This window comes from Streptomyces sp. 840.1, from assembly GCF_003751445.1.
Classification (GTDB): Bacteria; Actinomycetota; Actinomycetes; order Streptomycetales; family Streptomycetaceae; genus Streptomyces.
Window position 1 is genome coordinate 1,373,800 of sequence record NZ_RJUU01000003.1, and the last position, 16,000, is coordinate 1,389,799.

The 16,000-nt window shown below is 70.3% G+C and carries 19 protein-coding genes; 4 read left to right on the forward strand and 15 right to left on the reverse strand.

Features of this window, described 5'->3' with window-relative positions; genetic code table 11:
• Window positions 1–139: 139 nt before the first annotated feature.
• From EDD93_RS38495 to EDD93_RS38540, 10 genes are all read right to left on the reverse strand, one after another.
• Window positions 140–967: an SAVMC3_10250 family protein gene (locus EDD93_RS38495; protein ID WP_123531437.1), complete on the reverse strand. Its 828-nt coding sequence runs from the start codon at window positions 965–967 to the stop codon at window positions 140–142.
• Between the two features lie 97 nt (window positions 968–1,064).
• On the reverse strand, window positions 1,065–1,712 hold the full coding sequence (locus tag EDD93_RS38500; protein WP_123531439.1) for a bifunctional 4-hydroxy-2-oxoglutarate aldolase/2-dehydro-3-deoxy-phosphogluconate aldolase: 648 nt from the start codon (window positions 1,710–1,712) through the stop codon (window positions 1,065–1,067).
• A 67-nt stretch (window positions 1,713–1,779) separates the two neighbouring features.
• Window positions 1,780–2,103, reverse strand: a complete 324-nt coding sequence (locus EDD93_RS38505) for an HPr family phosphocarrier protein (protein ID WP_311318362.1) — start codon at window positions 2,101–2,103, stop codon at window positions 1,780–1,782.
• A 336-nt stretch (window positions 2,104–2,439) separates the two neighbouring features.
• Window positions 2,440–3,540 (reverse strand): DgaE family pyridoxal phosphate-dependent ammonia lyase, encoded by a 1,101-nt coding sequence (locus EDD93_RS38510; protein WP_123531443.1) that lies wholly within the window; start codon window positions 3,538–3,540, stop codon window positions 2,440–2,442.
• Window positions 3,541–3,606: 66 nt separating this feature from the next.
• The gene (locus EDD93_RS38515; protein WP_260256138.1) at window positions 3,607–4,320 is read right to left on the reverse strand and encodes a DUF4310 family protein; all 714 of its coding nucleotides are present in this window, start codon (window positions 4,318–4,320) and stop codon (window positions 3,607–3,609) included.
• A 13-nt stretch (window positions 4,321–4,333) separates the two neighbouring features.
• Complete coding sequence (locus tag EDD93_RS38520; protein WP_123531445.1) at window positions 4,334–5,122, reverse strand: DUF4311 domain-containing protein; 789 nt, start codon at window positions 5,120–5,122, stop codon at window positions 4,334–4,336.
• Window positions 5,123–5,313: 191 nt separating this feature from the next.
• Entirely contained in the window at window positions 5,314–5,649 is a 336-nt protein-coding gene (locus tag EDD93_RS38525; RefSeq protein WP_123531446.1) for a DUF4312 family protein, read from the reverse strand.
• Entirely contained in the window at window positions 5,649–6,029 is a 381-nt protein-coding gene (locus EDD93_RS38530) for an SFCGS family glycine-rich protein (RefSeq protein WP_123531448.1), read from the reverse strand. The genes EDD93_RS38525 and EDD93_RS38530 overlap by 1 nt, the downstream gene beginning before the upstream one ends.
• 72 nt (window positions 6,030–6,101) lie before the next feature.
• The gene (locus tag EDD93_RS38535; protein WP_123531450.1) at window positions 6,102–6,512 is read right to left on the reverse strand and encodes a hypothetical protein; all 411 of its coding nucleotides are present in this window, start codon (window positions 6,510–6,512) and stop codon (window positions 6,102–6,104) included.
• Window positions 6,509–7,720 (reverse strand): amidohydrolase/deacetylase family metallohydrolase, encoded by a 1,212-nt coding sequence (locus EDD93_RS38540; RefSeq protein ID WP_123531452.1) that lies wholly within the window; start codon window positions 7,718–7,720, stop codon window positions 6,509–6,511. Before EDD93_RS38540 ends, EDD93_RS38535 begins: the two co-directional genes overlap by 4 nt.
• Before the next feature lie 193 nt (window positions 7,721–7,913).
• On the opposite strand from EDD93_RS38540, the gene EDD93_RS38545 reads away from it, so the two are divergent.
• Window positions 7,914–8,633, forward strand: a complete 720-nt coding sequence (locus tag EDD93_RS38545; protein ID WP_185092647.1) for an IclR family transcriptional regulator — start codon at window positions 7,914–7,916, stop codon at window positions 8,631–8,633.
• 129 nt (window positions 8,634–8,762) lie between these two features.
• Here the strand turns inward: EDD93_RS38545 and EDD93_RS38550 are convergent, their stop codons facing one another.
• Window positions 8,763–9,596 carry a PIG-L family deacetylase gene (locus tag EDD93_RS38550; RefSeq protein ID WP_123531456.1) on the reverse strand — a complete coding sequence of 278 codons (834 nt, stop codon included), beginning with the start codon at window positions 9,594–9,596 and terminating at the stop codon, window positions 8,763–8,765.
• 387 nt (window positions 9,597–9,983) lie between these two features.
• Here EDD93_RS38550 and EDD93_RS38555 point away from each other — a divergent pair, with 387 nt between their 5' ends.
• Window positions 9,984–10,253, forward strand: a complete 270-nt coding sequence (locus EDD93_RS38555; RefSeq protein WP_123531458.1) for a GlsB/YeaQ/YmgE family stress response membrane protein — start codon at window positions 9,984–9,986, stop codon at window positions 10,251–10,253.
• Window positions 10,254–10,570: 317 nt separating this feature from the next.
• On the opposite strand, the gene EDD93_RS38560 is transcribed toward EDD93_RS38555, so the two are convergent.
• Window positions 10,571–11,161 carry a TetR/AcrR family transcriptional regulator gene (locus EDD93_RS38560; RefSeq protein WP_123531460.1) on the reverse strand — a complete coding sequence of 197 codons (591 nt, stop codon included), beginning with the start codon at window positions 11,159–11,161 and terminating at the stop codon, window positions 10,571–10,573.
• Window positions 11,162–11,290: 129 nt separating this feature from the next.
• Between EDD93_RS38560 and EDD93_RS38565 the strand changes: the two genes are divergently transcribed.
• Window positions 11,291–12,022, forward strand: coding sequence for an SDR family oxidoreductase (locus tag EDD93_RS38565; protein WP_123531462.1), 732 nt, complete (start codon window positions 11,291–11,293; stop codon window positions 12,020–12,022).
• 171 nt (window positions 12,023–12,193) lie between these two features.
• Here EDD93_RS38565 and EDD93_RS38570 read toward each other — a convergent pair whose 3' ends face one another.
• Both EDD93_RS38570 and EDD93_RS38575 read right to left on the reverse strand, forming a co-directional pair.
• A complete protein-coding gene (locus EDD93_RS38570) occupies window positions 12,194–12,877 on the reverse strand; it encodes a pyridoxamine 5'-phosphate oxidase family protein (RefSeq protein WP_123531464.1) in 684 nt (227 codons plus the stop codon).
• Between the two features lie 336 nt (window positions 12,878–13,213).
• Window positions 13,214–14,116: an NAD(P)-dependent oxidoreductase gene (locus EDD93_RS38575; protein ID WP_123531466.1), complete on the reverse strand. Its 903-nt coding sequence runs from the start codon at window positions 14,114–14,116 to the stop codon at window positions 13,214–13,216.
• Window positions 14,117–14,240: 124 nt separating this feature from the next.
• Between EDD93_RS38575 and EDD93_RS38580 the strand changes: the two genes are divergently transcribed.
• A complete protein-coding gene (locus tag EDD93_RS38580) occupies window positions 14,241–14,729 on the forward strand; it encodes a MarR family winged helix-turn-helix transcriptional regulator (RefSeq protein ID WP_185092648.1) in 489 nt (162 codons plus the stop codon).
• 181 nt (window positions 14,730–14,910) lie between these two features.
• Here EDD93_RS38580 and EDD93_RS38585 read toward each other — a convergent pair whose 3' ends face one another.
• A complete protein-coding gene (locus tag EDD93_RS38585; protein WP_185092649.1) occupies window positions 14,911–15,816 on the reverse strand; it encodes an alpha/beta fold hydrolase in 906 nt (301 codons plus the stop codon).
• Window positions 15,817–16,000 lie beyond the last annotated feature (184 nt).

The following is a 16,000-nucleotide window of genomic DNA, read 5'->3' on the forward strand; positions in this document are numbered from 1 at the left end:
GTGCTGTGCGTGCCGTGCCGATGGACGGTACACCGGCCGAGGCCGTGCACAGGCTGTCCGGAGCAACTGTCTGCGTTTGAGACGCCGGAGGCCGGGGCGGCCAAGGCCCCGGATGTGACAGGGACGGCGATCGGGCGAGTCAGCGCGCCGGCGGGTAGACCCTGAAATTCCAGGGCCACCGGCGCCGGGCGGGCTGCGGTGCCAGGGCGCCCTCCCTCGGAGGCGGGGCGGTCTCGACGTACAACGGGGTCGCCACCAGCAGCCGGTGCTGCCCGTCCACGGGTTCGAAATTGCACAGGACCCGTGCGTGGCCGTGCACGTGAACGGGCCCCTGCCGCCAGGAGACCATCATGTCGTAGGCCGCTCTGGCCGCGTACTCCTGCATCCCTGGCGCCGTACGTGAGAGGGACTCCGGAAGGGCGGTCTCACCGCGCTCCTCCATGGCCACCAACTCGGCGGCCATGTCGTGCAGCCAGTCCGATCCGGACCCCATCCGGGTCCTGGGCTGGTCCTCCTCCCCTATGACGTGCCGCGCGGAGCCGCACAGCAGCACCTCGACGCCCGAGCACGGGGATCCTTCGCTGAACCGGGGGCACAGCAGTGGGTTCTCGTGCGACGTGAAGGTGTACACGCCCTTGTCGTGCAGGCCCCAGTCGCGGACGCGGGGCCCCCGGTGGAACTGGCCCGAGAACTCCACCCATTCGTACGCTCCGACGGAACGGCACGAGTCCGGGACCGCCGTGTGCGCCCTGCAGGTCCGTTCGAGGTGCGCGATGACCTCTTCCAGATCCGGCCCCCCGCCCTCACCGGCACCGGCACCGGCCGGTCCGGGCTCGCCGAGCGCCAGGCGGGCCCCGACGCCGAACGCCGTGGTCTCGACCTCGATGGAGCGGCCGTTGAGCGGACTCTCCGATGCGCCCTGGAAGTGCTGGAGTTTGAGGGGTGAGAAATAGAGCAGGTCCCGCATCCGACCCCCATGCTCCGGACCGATTCGCCTCAACGGTTGCTGGGCACTCCCAGAATAGTCACCACGAGGGCGGCGACGACGGCGAAGGCCGGCCGGGTCAAGCGCCCGAAGGCCCGCCCCGCGTACCGGAGTCGAGGGAGCGCTTCAGCCGGGCGACATTGGCCCGGATGTCCCCGCCCCGGAAGAGGTCGCTTCCGATGCTGGCGGTGAACGCTCCCGCCGCGAGCCAGTCGCCGGCGTCGGCGACGGTCACTCCGCCGGTGGCCATGATCCTGGCGCCGGGCAGGACGGCGAGCAGCGAGGTGAGGTAGGCGATGCCGCCCACATGGGCCGGGAAGAGCTTGGCCACGCCGCGCTCGGCCGATGCGCGCAGCTCCGTCGGGGTGTGGCCGCCCTCGACGAAGAGCCGGTCGGCGGCGTCGGCCACCGGCCGGACCTCGGGTACCTGGAAGGGGCTGACCAGGAACCGGGCCCCGGCGTCCAGGGCCTGTTCCGCCGTGTCCACCGATGTGACGGTGCCGAGGCCGACCGCCGCCTCGGGGTGGTCGCGGGACCAGTGGGCGAGCAGGGCCTGCCAGCCGGGGGTGGTGGCGGTGAACTCGAAGGTGGTGATGCCGGCCGCGACGAGTTCGCGGGCGAGGCCGTCCGCGGCGTCCGCGTCCGGTGCCCGGACGGTCGGCACGACACGTGCCTCGCGCAACCGGTCGACGACATCGAGTACCGCTGGGGTCAGGGTCTGCGTCATGGGTGGGGTCCGTCTCGCAATCAGAAGGAGTCGGGATCAGGTGGGGCCGGGATCAGGAGGAGCGGGATCAGGAGGGGGCGGGTGCTGCGATGACGGCGAGGGCGTCGAGGGCCTCGGCGCCGTCCGCCCCCCGGGCCTTCAGGACGATCTCGTCGCCGCACCTGACGTTGAGGGTCATCAGGGACAGCACGCTGCGGGCCGAGACCTCGGGGCTCGCCGCGGTCGATCCCTCGGAGACCCGGGGGCGGGCCACGGTGATCTCCGCTTCGTAGCGTGCGGCGGTCTGCGCGAAGAGGGCTGCGGGGCGGGCGTGGAGTCCGGCCTTCTCCGTCACGACGAGGCGGCGTTCAACGGTGTGGATGGTCTGCTCCTTGTGGTTGTGCGGATGGATGGCTGCTGCGGCGAGTGGCCGTACGACCGGGGCATCCGCGGGCGGCGCCGTGGGAGGGCGCGCCGCTGTACGGGTGGTGGGGTGTGGCCGCCCGGACGCCGGTCGCGCGAAAGGCGTCTTACGGCGTCATGGGGGATTGCGGAGTTGTGCCGCGTCGTGCGGTGGGCCTTGGGCCGTACGGACCGCAGGGCTGACGGCCCGGTCGCACGGGTCCGGGCCTGGGCCCGGCGAGGCCCGCGCGCGGAAGGCTGCCCCGGCTGCACGGAACCGGGCTCGATCACGGTCCGCAGGGCGCCGGGCGGCACCGTGGCCGGCCGGGGTGATACGTGGTCGCGGTCAGGCGGCGCCGAGCAACGCGGTGAGCCTGCGGGCCAGTTCGGCCTCCTCGTCCGCCGTGATGGGGCGCGGGTCGATGGAGAGGCGCCCGGTGTTCGCCTGGTGGTCGCGGAGGAAGACGGGCGGGCTGCCCGCCGCGAGTTCCCGCGCGATGTCCTGCGCGTCGCGTCCGGCAACGGCGGGGTCGACGGTCAGCACGGCCCGGTAGATGCTCCGTCCGGCCTCGTCGCGTTCCACGGCGGCCGTCAGGCCCGGCAGCGCGTCCAGCCGTGCGGCGAGCTCCGTCATGCGCTCCCGGCCCCCGTCGCCGGCCTCGTCGACGCCGTACCGGCGCAGGGCCTGCAGGAGGCCGAGCACGGTCTCCTTGCCGACCTTCATGGGCCTGGCGATGCCCGTGTACTGGGCGCGGCAGGCCTCGACGAGGGCGCGGCTGCCGCAGACGAAGCCGGAGGTGGGGCCGCCGATCGCCTTGCCGCCGCTGAAGACCACCAGGTCGGCCCCCGTCGCAGGCCAGTGGCGCAGGTCGTCCTCGGCCGCGGCGTCGACGATCACGGGGATGCCGTGCCGGCGCCCGATGGCGATCATGTCGGCGAGCGGGACGGTCCCCTTGTGCACGGTGTGGTGCGACTGGATGTAGAGCAGTGCGGCGGTCCGCCCGGTGACGGCGCCCTCCACGTGGGCGGCGCTCACCTTGTTGACGGAGCCGACCTCCACCACCCGTCCGCCGCCGAGCGCGACCATCTGCCGCACGGGGGCGCCGAAGTTGACGGAGTGTCCCTTGAGCAGGAGGACCTCGTCCGGCCTGTCGCCCGGGTCGGGCAGCCGCTCGATCCGGTCCGGCTCCGTACCGGCGATGAGGGCGGCGACGGCTATGGCGATGCCGGAGGCCGCGCCGGTGGTGGGGCAGCCGTCCTCGGCTCCGGTGGCCTTGGCGATGACGTCACCGGCGACCTTCATGAGGTCGTCCATGACCACGTGGCTCCTGGCCGCCTCCGCCATGGCGGCAACCACCGTGTCGTCGAGCACGCTTCCTCCGAGCGCGGTCATCTTTCCGCTGGCGTTGATGGCGGGCGAAAGCCCCAGTTCCTCGTACACACCCATGCGGGGCGGCTCCTCTGTTGTCGGTTCTGTACGGTTCCCGGGCGCGCGGACGCGTCCCGGGCGGGATCACTTGGTGACGATGGGGAAGAACAGGCCCGCGGCCATGGCGCCGAGGATGGCCCCGCCCGTCAGGGGCTTTTTCCACCAGTAGAAGAGAATCGCCCCGAGCGTCGAGCCGAGGCCGACGGGGACCGAGGCGGTGGCGGCGGCGAGGATGACGAGCGGCCCCAGATAGCGTCCCGCCGAGTTCCCCGCGCCCATCATCACGTCGGCGCCGAAGGTCGAGCCCGCGTTGGGCGAGTTGACGGTGGCCCTGCGGATCACCAGCACCAGCCATCCGATGGCGAGTCCGATGACCGCTCCGGTGGGAAGCGCGAGCCAGAAGTGCTGGAGGGGCGCGGTGACCCCGGCCGCCAGCAGCATGGCGGGGATGCCGATGCCCACACCGGTCTGCAGCGAGCCGCCGATGTCGAGGATGCCCACCATCGGGGCCTCGATGATCCGGGCGAACAGGAAGCCGGCGCCGAACGCGGCGGCGGCACCGTAACTGCCGTTCTCCATCCCGCCCTTGAGCAGCGCGACCACGGCGACCTCGTTGAAGACGCCGGTCTGGTAGGTGTAGTAGAGGTGCGTTCCGGCGAAGATGCCTGCGGCGAGTGAGGCCACGAAGAGCGGGAAGGCCCATTCGGAGAGCCAGAAGCCGCCTTCCCAGGGGCGGGGCCGTCCGCCGTCCTTGCCCTCTCCGATCTCGTCGCTCACGCCGATGTCGGTGGTACTCACGTCACTGGCTCCTTCACTGACCGGCCGTGCCGGTGCTCTCGTGCAACTGGTGCAGCCAGCCGGGCACGCCGATCTTCATCTGCTCCAGCAGCTCCATGTCGACGCCGCGCAGGAAGGAGCTGGCTACGAAGAGGGCGATGACCGCCGCGGTGAGGCTCTTGGTGATGCGGTTCCATCCCATGTCGTCGATGCCCTTGCCGACGACGATGCCGAGCACGATGCCGGGGACGGCGTTGCCCATGACGATGTGGGCGAGGCCGCCCAGGACGGTTCCCCAGCCGCCGGTGCGCCGGCCCGCGTCCACCGCGGCCATCCAGAAGATGATCGGCATGACCGGATTGAGCAGCCACTCCGAAGCGGGCCCGAGCACTTGGGAGGCGACGCTCTGGAGCGAGTGCGGGATGGAGGCGGCCGTGGTGTTGAGGAGGGAGATCAGCACGACACCGACGGCGGCGCCGGTGAAGGCCATGCGCCGGGGATTGTGCAGGGTCTCGGCGAGGTTCCGGTTCTTGATCATGGCGATCGACGCCGCCCAGTGCGGCACGATCCGGTGGTCGACGTCTCCGGAGAGCGCACCGGCACCGACGGTGCTCGCCCAGGCGTTGAAGAAGAAGCCGAAGCCGAAGGAGAAGTGCGCGATCGGGTCGTTCTCACAGGCGTTGAGCTCGCCCAGGGTACGGAAGGCGCCCATTCCCTGGGCTTTCGGGGCGTGGAACATGCGGGCGACGCCCGCGCCCGCGCCGAAGCCTACGAGCGCCCCGATGACGGCGGACTCCAGCAGGATGGTGAGTGTTTCGTTCATGGAAGGGTTTCCACTTCAGAGCCGACGGGGGGCCTCTAGGGGGTTTCCCGGTCCGGCGGGCTGCGCTGCGGGCGGGCCGCCGGACTGGCTGTGCGGTGTGGACCCGGGGCACGTCGCCGCGTCCCGGGAGGGGCACGTTCCCCTGTCCGCGGTGGGGCAGGGGGCCGTGGGCCGGGTGCCGCTTCGACGGATCACCTCATCTGGAGCAGGTGCTGCGTGGTGCTCAGCTTCTCTTCCCGTACGGCGAAGTCCACCGCGTCCAGGTCGAGGGAGGTGATGCGCACCCGCACGTTCATGCTGATCTCGTAGTGCACACGCTTCCGGGGGAAGAGGACGCCGAGGAATCGCTCGGTCCTGTGGTGCTCCTCGGCCGACAGGACCTCCAGCGCCAGGGGTTCCACCCGGAAGGTGACCCCGCCGTCCTTGCCGGCCGCCGCCGACTGGACCTGGCGCATGACGGCGCCGAAGGCGCGTTCCTTGGTGGGGCCCGTGCCGGTCAGCCGCAGGGTCTGCTCGGAATGGTTCATCAGGCTTGCCCTGCCTGCGCGTCCAGCTCCTTCTGCAGAGCCTGGGCGATCTTGAAGCCGAGTTCCTCGGTGTCGAGGAAGCCGAAGCCGAGGACGCGCTTGCCCTGCTGGAGGGCGGTGACGCCCGCCTCCGGGCTGCGCATGCCGAACTCGATCTCGTGGCCGTACTTCGCCTTGGCCGTCACGGCGCCGGCACCGCCGCTGCCGCAGAAGCTCAGTCCGAGGGCCGCGCCCTCGGCGGCCATCACGTCACCGACCTTCATGTCGGCGCCGGGGCCCGGTATCAGCACCGGTTCGAGGCCGGCCTTGCGGACTCCCTCCGCGACCGCCTGGCCCTTGCCGAGCCGGTTGCCGATGACGATTTTCACTGTGTCCGACATGGTGTTTGTTCCTGTCTGGTAGGCGCGGTCGTGGTGGATTTCGTGCGGGAGGTACGCGGGGGACGTGCGGGGTCAGGCGCTGTTCCCGCCGCCGGGTGCGCTCTCGTGCAGCGCTGCCTCGAAGTGGAGGGTGAGCAGCAGTACCTCGGGGTCGGTCACGTCGTGGTCGCGGCCCGCGCAGTAGGCGTGGAGCAGTGCGCGCACCGAGGCGAACTGCGCGGTGCCTACCTCGTCGTAGAGGTGCCGGTCGAGTTCGGGCGGGTATTCGTGCTCGCGTACGCGCCGTACGAAGGCGACGCTGTGGGCGGCGAGTGCCAGCCGGCGGACGTCGTTCATGGGGATGGCGCGGTCGGCGGCGTAGACGTCCGCGGCGGTCAGCAGTTCCTCGGCGTCGGCCAGGTCCTCGTCCGTGAGTCGGGTGTCGTCCGCCAGCCGGTCGAGTATCTGCCGGGGCTGGGTGGTGCTCGGCGGGGTGCCGGTCATGCGTCGGCCTTTCGGATGCGGTGCGTGACGCCTGCCCGCACGGCGGCCACGGCGGTGAGCCTGTGCCCGGTGGTACGTGTGCGGCCTTCGGCGTCTACGAGGGGGGTGGGGTCCTCCACCCGGTCCAGGAGAGCGATGTCGGCGACGCGGCCCTCGGCGAGGCTGCCGATTTCTCCGGCGAGGCCGATGGACTCGGCGGCTTCGCAAGTCACGGCGCGAACGGTCTCGTTGAGCGTCAGTCCGGCGGCGAGGAGTTTGGTCATGGTCGTGGTGAGGCCGTGGACCGGGCCGGAGAGGCTCTTCCTGTGTATGTCGGTGCTGATGGTGTGCGGGCGGATGCCGTGTTCCAGCGCGCGTTCCATGGTGTCGAAGGCGAAGCTGGCGCTACCGTGTCCGACATCGAGGCGGACTCCGCGCTCCACGGCGTCGCGGGCCTGCGGGAGGGGCCCTGAGCCTGCCTCGGGAAAGAGTCCTCCGGCCTTGCCGTGGAAGGCATGGGTGACGACGTCGCCGGGGCCGAGGAGGTCCAGTACGTCACCGAACTCGGGGGGAGCGTTGCCGACATGCACCATGACCGGAAAGGGCCGGCCGGTCTCCGCGGCCACCTGCGCGGTGACGCGCTTCGCGGCGCGCAGCGGCTCCAGGCCGTTCTCCCCCACTACCGAGCGGCTCATCCGGATCTTGACGCCTCGGATGACGTCGCGTCCCGCGAGGATCGTTCCTATCGTGTCCGCCGACCGGATGTCGTCGTGCCCGGCCAGTTCGGTGGAGCCCCGGGTCAGGCCGTGCCGCGAGATGTTGAGCCAGCTCAGGACGCGCGTGGCGCTGGGCGACACGACCGTCCGCCGGAAATCGTCGAAGTTGTCGGATCCCGAACTGCCCGCGTCGACCACGGTGGTGACACCCGACCGGACTCCGGCCAGGTCGGCCGCGATGCCCAACCCCGTGGCGCCGTCGTAGACATGGGTGTGCAGGTCGATGAGGCCCGGCGTGACCAGGAGTCCGTGCGCGTCCAGGTACTCGGCGTACTTGCCCTGCGCACCGCCCGGTTCCACCACGGCCACGATTCGTCCGTCACGGACGGCGATGTCGCCGGCCGCGGAGGTGCCCTTCTCCGGGTGGACCAGCAGTCCGCCGCCGATCACCAGATCGTAGGGCCGGGCCTCGGCCTCGCGGCGTGCTGCCGATTCACCATGGGAAGCAGACATGAACAACCGCCTTGGGTGGGGGGTGGTCCGGGGCTCGGGCCGCGACCGGGAGACCTTGACCAGCGTTCCGTAGGGTAGATTGCCGTTCCGTGGAGCGGACCAGGGTCACGTTAGCTGAGAGGTAACCGGGAAAACAATGGATTCCGACAGGGCAGTTGCCGGAACGGAAGATGCGGGGGTTCCGGCCAACTCGGTGGCGAAGGCGCTCCGGGTGCTGGACGCGCTGGCGCAGCCGGACGCACCGCACCGGCTCGGCGAGATCGCGGAACGCTCCGGCGTGGCGAAGGCGAGCGCCCACCGCATCCTCGGCACGCTGATCGCGGAGGGGTACGCGGCGCCGGACGGCGAGGGACGCTACGGCATCGGCGACCGGCTGCAGGCGATGGCTGCGCGGGTGCTCTCGGAGGACACGGTCGGGATCGGCGCGGTGCTGCGCGCGCTCCAGCAGCGACTGGGTCAGACGGTGCACCTGGCCGTCCTGAACGGCGACCACGCCACCTATACGCACAAGGTGGACCCCGACCGCGCCTACCGCATCGCCACGGAGGTCGGCATGCGGCTGCCGCTCCACGCGACAGCCGCAGGCAAGGCGCTGCTCGCCCACCTCCCCGCCGAGGAGGCCTCGGCGCTGCTCGACGAAGCGCCGCTGACGCCCAGGACCGCTCAGACGGTCACGGATCCGGCTGAGCTGGAACGGCAGTTGAAGGCCGCACGGGCCGACGGCTTCGCCATCGACTACGAGGAGCACGAACAGTCGATCTGCTCCCTTGCCGCCCCGGTTCTGGACAGCGGCGGCTACCCGGTGGGCGCGGTCTCCGTGTCGGCGCTCACCTTCCTCGTCACCCGCGAACAGCTGCCCTCCTTCGCCGACGCGGTCCGTCAGGCGGCGGCGGACGTGGCGAGACGCCTCTGAGCGGGCGGTTCACAGGAGCGGTTCGCGGAGAGGCGGTTCACGGCGCCCGCTCGCTCGGGGATGTACGGCCGATGAGGTCTCCCGGTCATCGGCCGGGCGGGCGGGCCACCGAGCGGACGGACGGGCGGGTCAGCGCAGTCCGGCGAAGAGGTCGTTCTCGGGTACGGCAGCGCCCGTGGTGTCCTTGACCCGTACGAAGGTCTCCAGGCCCATGAACTCGCCGAACCGCTCCTTGCCCATCTTGAGGAAGAAGATGTTCTCGCCCTGGCTGGCGTGCGCGGCAAGCGCGTCGAACTTCTGACCGCTGAACGCGGTGGTGTCCACCCACGTGGTGATCTCGTCGTCGGGGAGGCCGATCTCTGCCATCGCGGCGGCCTCGGCAGGGTCGGGCTCGGGCATGTCCTCGTGGAACTCGCGCATGGTCTCGCCGAAGCGCTGCATCATCGAGCGCGGCATCGTCGTCCAGTACACCTTCGGGGTCAGCGAGGTCATCTCCAGCGCCGCCATCGTGATGCGGTGGGCCTGGATGTGGTCGGGGTGGCCGTAGAAGCCGTTCTCGTCGTAGGTGACGACCACATCGGGCCGGTAGTGCCGCATGAGCTCCGCGAGCCGGGCGGCACCCTCCTCGACGGGGGTCTGCCAGAAGGCCCCGGGGGCCTCGTTGCTCGGCCAGCCCATCATCCCGGAGTCGGCGTAGTCCAGCATCTCCAGATCGCTGATCTTCAGGACCTCGCAGCTTGCCTCGAGCTCCTGACGGCGCATCGCGGCGACGGTCGCGGGATCGTGTCCGGGATCGTTCGGCTTGGCGCCCCCCGGTCCGTCACCGCAACCGCCGTCGGTACACGTCACAAGAACCGTGCGGATTCCCTCCGCCGCGTAACGCGCGAGGATACCGCCCGTTCCGGTGGCCTCGTCATCGGGGTGGGCGTGCACTGCCATGAGCGTCAACGGCCGGTCGGTCATGAAAAGGTCCTCCTGCAGAAATACTTCTCGGTACGGTGCGCGGCGGGCGTACACCTCACGGAGCGGACGACACCTCGGTCGCCATGGTTCCCCGTCCGTGCGGTGCCGGTCCCCCGGTCGATGCAACCGCACCGGCCGGACCGTCTGTTCCCGACGCCGCCGATCAGCCTCCGACGCATCCCCGCGGACCGGCCGGCACGACGCGCGGCGAGAAGGAGGACGAGGACGGCGGGGGCTGTCCGCCCGTGGTCACGCCGGCAGCGAGCCGCTCGGACACCGGAGCCCGTCCGGCGGCGTCGAACTTCTGCGTGATCAACGTTTGAAAGTGCCGACTCGGTAAAGACGGTCCTTGACAGAAACTTTATACGGACAGGCAGGAGAGGCATTATGGGCATCATTGCTTGGATCATCATCGGGTTGCTCGCGGGCCTCATCGCCAAGGCGCTGATGCCGGGCAAGGACCCGGGCGGCCTCATAATCACGATGCTCATCGGCATCGCGGGCGGTCTGCTCGGCGGCTGGCTCGGCAAGGTCATCTTCGGCGTCGATTCGATCGACGGCTTCTTCGACCTCTCCACCTGGATCGCCGCCATCGTCGGCTCGCTCATCCTCCTCGTGCTGTACCGCGTCTTCACGGGCAACCGCCGCCACGCCTGACCCGTACGCAGCTCACCACGGAACGGCTCCGCCCTCCCCGGGCGGAGCCGTTCCGCGCTCATGGCGCCGGCGTAGCGGGTCATTCCGCGGCGCGCGCACCGTCGGCGTTCAAGGCGTACCGCCGTACGTGAGCGACGGTGGCCGCGTCTCCCGGCGGGGAGGGACGCCGCATCATGAGCGGGCCGGACAGGGCGTCCCAGTACCTGCCGTACCGCACGAGGGCCTCCCGGTCCCGGCCCGCCGCGTGCAGGGCCCGCGCGAGCGCTACGGGAACGGGCCGCTGAACAGCACCTTCGATGACGTCCGGGCTTCTGCCGTCAGTCTTCGGGGAGCCGCGGCGGCGCGGGCTTCAGTCCGTCCAGGGTGAGGTCGAGGAGGCGTTCGGCCTGGTCTCGCTGCTCGGGCTTGGCCGAGGTGAGGGCGATACCGGCGAGGGCGGCGAACATGTCGGTCGGACTGATGTCGGACCGGATCGTTCCGGCGGCGGTATTGGCGTCCATGAGGGCGGAGAGAGCGGCCTGAATCATCTCGTGACTGTCGGCGTAGGGATTGGTTCCCGAGCTGACGACCGCCCGCAGGGCGTCGGCCATGCCGAGTTTGGCGGTGGCGTAGTCGATGAAACGGCGGGTCCAGGCCCGCAGCGCCTCAGGCGGCGGCATCGCCGCAAGGAGGCCGGGGACGGCGTCGCAAAGCCGAGCCACCTCGTTGCGGTACGCCGCCTCGATCAGGGCTTCCCTGGTAGGGAAGTTGCGGTAGAGGGTGCCGGTTCCCACACCCGCTTCCCTGGCGATGCGCTCGAAGTGCGCGTCAAGTCCCTCCTCGGTGAACACGTGCACCGCGGCGGCCAGGATCTTGTCGCGGTTCCGCTGTGCGTCAGCCCTCAGCGGGCGTCCTGCCTCTCGGGCCATCGATGACTCTCTCCTGTCTCCATTTGCTAAGTGGAGGAGCCGCCACTTAATGTGGCAGAAGTGGCGGGGCCTCCACTTTCACTTTAGGGCATGGCCGCCCCCACTCCCCTACTGGAAGGACCGTCCATCATGTCGGGAATCGATGGCAAAGTCGTAGCGATCACGGGCGCCAGCAGCGGCATCGGCGAGGCGACCGCGCTCCTGCTCGCCGAGCGCGGTGCGAAGATCGTCCTCGGGGCACGCCGTCCGGAGCGTCTTGAGGCCCTGGCGGCCCGCATCGAAAAGGCCGGCGGCGAAGCCGCCTGGGCGCGCACGGATGTGACGCGACGGGGCGACCTTTCCGGCCTCGTCGAGCTGGCACGTGATCGATACGGCAAGCTCGACGTCCTCGTCAGCAATGCCGGGGTCGGTCTGATCTCCCGCCTGGACGACCTGCGCGTCGAGGACTGGGAGGAGATGATCGACGTCAACCTCAAAGGGGTCCTGTACGGGATCGCCGCCGCCCTTCCCGTCTTCCGGGAGCAGGGCTTCGGACACTTCGTCAACACCGTGTCCACCGCCGGACTGCGCATCGTGCCGCTCCAGTCGGTGTACGCCGGCACGAAGAACGCCGTGCGCACGATCTCCGAGGGCCTGCGTCAGGAGGCCGGCGACAGCCTGCGCGTGACCGTCGTCTCGCCCGGCGCCGTCCGCACGGACTTCGCGGAGCGCATGGATCCGGCTGTGAAGACCCAGATCGACACGATGATGGAGACCGCTCTTTCGCCGGACGCGGTGGCCCGCGCCATCGCCTTCGCCATCGAACAGCCGGACGGCGTCGATGTAGGTGACATCGTCGTCCGCCCCACCGCCCAGGGATAGGCCTGCACAGCCACGCCGCACCACACACATTCCCGTCGGGCCCACGGGCCTCCCCGGCCCCGGGGAACACCGGAACAGCGGCCATCGGTGAGAACGGTCACGGCCGTTCAGCACAGTGATCCACTTCGCCGCCGGGGTTCGGTGCAGGCCACCGGGGCCGCTCCGGGCCGGCTACGGAAACGAGCGGAGACCGGACAGACGGACGATGTGGGGCGGTACGGGGGCATGTTCGGAGAGCGTCGGGTCCGGTTCCGGTTCTCCCCACTCCGTACGCATGGGGAGAACACCCGCCCATAGGCCCAGTTCGGCATCGGGGCCGTCACCGTCGTCCGGCGGGCCGGTCCGCACCTTGACCGAGGCCTCGTCGAGAGGGAGTGCCAGCAGCGTGGTCGCCGCGAGTTCCTTCCGGCTGGGGAGGCGTGCGTAGCCCCACTGGCCCGCGGCGACATGCTCGGTGAGACAGCGCAAGCCGTGGAGCTTCTCATCGGGGCCGGCCACGACTCGCGGCACGCCGTAGATCATCGCGCTGCGGTAGTTGATCCCGTGCTCGAAGACCGAGCGCGCCAGGACGAGGCCGTCGACGTGCGTGACGGTCAGGCACACCGACGCGTCCGGCGCGGCGAGCAGGCTCCGGCTTGCCGCCGAGCCGTGGAAGTAGACGGTGGTCTCATCCCTGCCGTACACAGTCGGGACCACCATCGGGGCGCCGTCGACGACCACGCCGAGATGGCACACGAACCCCGCGTCCAGGACGGCGTCGAGATCAGCGCGGGCCCGGCTGCCCTGCTCCCGCAGGCGTCGATGGCGGGTGCGCTCCGTGACGGGCAGGAGGGCGCCTCGTTTCTCCTCAGTCATGCCGGCAGACGCTATCGATGTTGGCGTTCTCGAGCCATCGATCTGACGATATTCGTTGGAAGTGACGTGCCTTGCAACGAATACCGCTGACCGCGTTGAGGTCCGGTGTCGCGCCCCTGGCCGCGCCCAGGGGTCGAGGCCCGCGCGAAGCCTTCGCGCGGGCCCGAAGGCGGAAAGCTGTGGCGCGGCTCCGGCCTGAGACCGCGCGGCCGCCAGGAGGGCGCCTCCATGCCCGGCCCTCGACGGACGCACGGGATGGCTTACGTCTCCGCCCGGCTGTTTTCTGTCCCGGGAGGCCGGGAACGGTCGCTGGACTGCGGTGACGGTGACTGCCGGTCAGGCCTGCCGCTGCGAACGGTCCCAGGCCGCGTAGTACGTGAGAGTGTCCTCCAGCACGCCTGGGTGACGGGGCGCCCAGCCGAGAAGCTTTCGGGCCTTGGCGCTGTCGACCAGTTCGTCGCGGTCGGCACAGGTCTCCAGCATGCCGCCGGACTCCGCGTCGGCGAAGGTGATCTCCTTGTCGCACCCGGCGGCACGCAGGCAGGCTTCCTGGACGCTCAGCAGGGTCGGCCGGTGCTCGTCGCCGAACATGAAGGTCTCTCCGTCGGCTGCCTCGGGCCGGTCGAGGATCTCGGTGTAGCCGGCTGCGAGGTCATCGACATGGACCCAGGTGTACCGCTTGGCCGTGTTGCCGTAGAAGACGGGGTTGCCGTCGCGCGCGGCGAGAAACCACTGGGAGGTCTTCGAACTGCGGGCGTCGGCGCCGTAGATGAACGAGGGGCGCACGATGGTGTACGGCATGCCGCTCGCGGCCAGTTCCTCCTCCGCCTGGGCCCTGATGTACAGGGGGCTGCCCGGGTCGGCAGGGGTGCGCTCGTCCCACACCTCGCCGGTCGACGCAAGAAAGGTGATGCCAGTGGTGAAGACGAGGTGCCTGCTGCGGCCGGTTCGCTCCTGGGCCTCGCGCAGGGCGCGGAAGAGCTTGCGGTCGCTGCCGAGCGGGTCGGCCATGTCGAGTGCGGCCGTGACCACGGCGTCGGCCTGTTCCAGAGCGGCCCGGTAGCTGTCGGGATCGGACATCTGCCCTTCGACCGGCCGGATCTCCTCGGCGACGAGTTCCCGGGCGCGGGCGCTGGTGGCGTCGCGGGTGAGGCCCAGGACGGTGTGTCCGTCACGGCGCAGCGCCTGGGCGATGTGGAAGCCGGCGTATCCGGTGGCGCCGAGGACCAGGACCTTCATGAGGCTCCTTGCTGAGATGGTGGACCGAAGAAAGATATCCTTGCTCAGGCAAGGATCGACTTTGTCACCATAACTTGCTTGGGCAATGAAATGGCAAGGTGGAGTCGCGACGGAAGGCGGGGCAGTGGTGGAAGGCAGTGCGCTGAGTGCGCAGGAGGAGCGGGCGTGGCGGGAGTTGGGCCGTCTGGTGCACTGCCTGCCGAGGCTCCTCGAGGAGGACATGCAGCGGGTGGGGTTGGTCACTCCGACGGAGTTCAGCGTCCTGAGCATCCTCGGAGAAGCGGAGGGCCACCGTCTGCGTATGGCGGAGATCGCGGCACGGGCAGGGCTGACCGCGAGCCGGATCACCCGGCTCGTCGCGGCCCTCGGTGCCAGGTCCCTGGTGGCCAAGGAGCGTGACGGTGCGGACGGTCGCGGCACGGTCGCCGTCCTGACCCGGCAGGGTCTGGCCGAGCTGGATCAGGCCCGCCCGCACCACTTCGGCAGTGCGCGCCGGCACTTCCTCGACCATGTCCCCGAGAGTTCGCTCCCGGGGCTCACGGATGCGCTCACCGCCGTCACGGACGCCCTCATTCCTCAGCGCGCCTGCCCGGCGGACCCGGTACGGGAGTGACACCTCGTCGCGCGCGTCGAGGGCCGGGGAGCCCGGTGCGGCCGCGTGCGTCGCCGCAGAACGTGGTGGTGCCGGGCATCGGGGTTGACGATGAACGACGCCGGCCCAGGACGGGTGCGTGCGGGGGCGATGGCTGCGGAGGCCGCGCCGCGTGCCGCCGAACAGAGGGTGTCTGAGGTGGTCAGTCGCGGAAGAAGCGCTCCAGGCGGGCCGCGTACCAGGCCGGGTTGTCCTCGGCGAGGGTGTGTCCGCTGCGCGGCGCGATGTCCTGCTCGAACTGGTGCGGCTCGGCGACGCGCCGCACGCTCTCGACGGTCTGGTGGGCCGGTATGCCGTGCTCTCCGTTCACCGTGAGCACCGGCATGGCCAGCTTTCCCTCACCCAGCAGGGTGCGGGATTCCCGTACGTCGTCGAGGAGCGTCCCGTAATGCTGGAAACCGCCCCTCATGGCGCCGGGTGAGGTGTAGGCGGTGAGGAGTTCCTCGGTCCACGCCGCGTCGTCGCGGACCGACATCATGTTCCAGATCGGCGTGAGATAGGCGGCCTCCTTGCCCTCGGTCAGCATGGTGGCCAGGTCGACCTGCATGTGGAGGGCGAAGTGGACGTAGCCGCCGTTGGCCGGGTCCATGTGATCCTCCAGCCCGAAGCCGGGGATGAGCGCCTCGTTCAGGGCGACCTTCGTGACCAGTTCGGGATGGGAGGCGGCGAGGGCGAAGGCGACCATCATGCCGATGTCCTGGCCGACCAGGTAGATCCTGCGCAGGCCGAGCTGCCCGGCGAGCTCGTATATGTCCTGGGCGACGTCGGTCTTCAGATAGCCGGCCTCGGGCTTGTCGGAGTGACCGAAACCCCGCAGGTCGGGTGCGATCACCTGGTATCCGGCGGCCGCGAGCAGCCGCATGGTGGCCCGGTACTCGGACCAGGTGAACGGCCAGCCGTGCAGCAGGACGACTGGCTCTCCGCTGCCGCCGCTCACATAGTGCAGACGGATGCCGTTCACCTTGGCGTAGTGGTGGGCGAAGCCCGCAAGGCCCTCGGCGGGGGCGCCTTCTGCGGGAGGCGTGGCAGGCATGGGCCGGTTCGGCATGGGTGTCCTCATTCGGTTGCGGTCGGCGTCGCCCGCCCCGCTGGAACGAGGCGGGCGACGCGAGTGGAGATTCCTGCCCGGACAGCAGGGTGGGCAGGGAAAAGGGAGCGGCTGCCCCTCACACGGGTGCACGGGTCAGCCGCGAGTGAGCACGGACGCGGTGGCACCTGCGCCGCACTACCGC

Coding starts and splice junctions, on each gene's coding strand:
- EDD93_RS38525 (WP_123531446.1), bottom strand. CDS start 5,649: ATGAACCATTCCGAGCAGACCCTGCGGCTGACCGGCACGGGCCCCACC.
- EDD93_RS38585 (WP_185092649.1), bottom strand. CDS start 15,816: ATGCCGAACCGGCCCATGCCTGCCACGCCTCCCGCAGAAGGCGCCCCC.
- EDD93_RS38555 (WP_123531458.1), top strand. CDS start 9,984: ATGGGCATCATTGCTTGGATCATCATCGGGTTGCTCGCGGGCCTCATC.
- EDD93_RS38540 (WP_123531452.1), bottom strand. CDS start 7,720: ATGTCTGCTTCCCATGGTGAATCGGCAGCACGCCGCGAGGCCGAGGCC.
- EDD93_RS38510 (WP_123531443.1), bottom strand. CDS start 3,540: ATGGGTGTGTACGAGGAACTGGGGCTTTCGCCCGCCATCAACGCCAGC.
- EDD93_RS38570 (WP_123531464.1), bottom strand. CDS start 12,877: ATGACTGAGGAGAAACGAGGCGCCCTCCTGCCCGTCACGGAGCGCACC.
- EDD93_RS38560 (WP_123531460.1), bottom strand. CDS start 11,161: ATGGCCCGAGAGGCAGGACGCCCGCTGAGGGCTGACGCACAGCGGAAC.
- EDD93_RS38550 (WP_123531456.1), bottom strand. CDS start 9,596: ATGACCGACCGGCCGTTGACGCTCATGGCAGTGCACGCCCACCCCGAT.
- EDD93_RS38500 (WP_123531439.1), bottom strand. CDS start 1,712: ATGACGCAGACCCTGACCCCAGCGGTACTCGATGTCGTCGACCGGTTG.
- EDD93_RS38495 (WP_123531437.1), bottom strand. CDS start 967: ATGCGGGACCTGCTCTATTTCTCACCCCTCAAACTCCAGCACTTCCAG.
- EDD93_RS38530 (WP_123531448.1), bottom strand. CDS start 6,029: ATGTCGGACACAGTGAAAATCGTCATCGGCAACCGGCTCGGCAAGGGC.
- EDD93_RS38565 (WP_123531462.1), top strand. CDS start 11,291: ATGTCGGGAATCGATGGCAAAGTCGTAGCGATCACGGGCGCCAGCAGC.
- EDD93_RS38575 (WP_123531466.1), bottom strand. CDS start 14,116: ATGAAGGTCCTGGTCCTCGGCGCCACCGGATACGCCGGCTTCCACATC.
- EDD93_RS38520 (WP_123531445.1), bottom strand. CDS start 5,122: ATGAACGAAACACTCACCATCCTGCTGGAGTCCGCCGTCATCGGGGCG.
- EDD93_RS38535 (WP_123531450.1), bottom strand. CDS start 6,512: ATGACCGGCACCCCGCCGAGCACCACCCAGCCCCGGCAGATACTCGAC.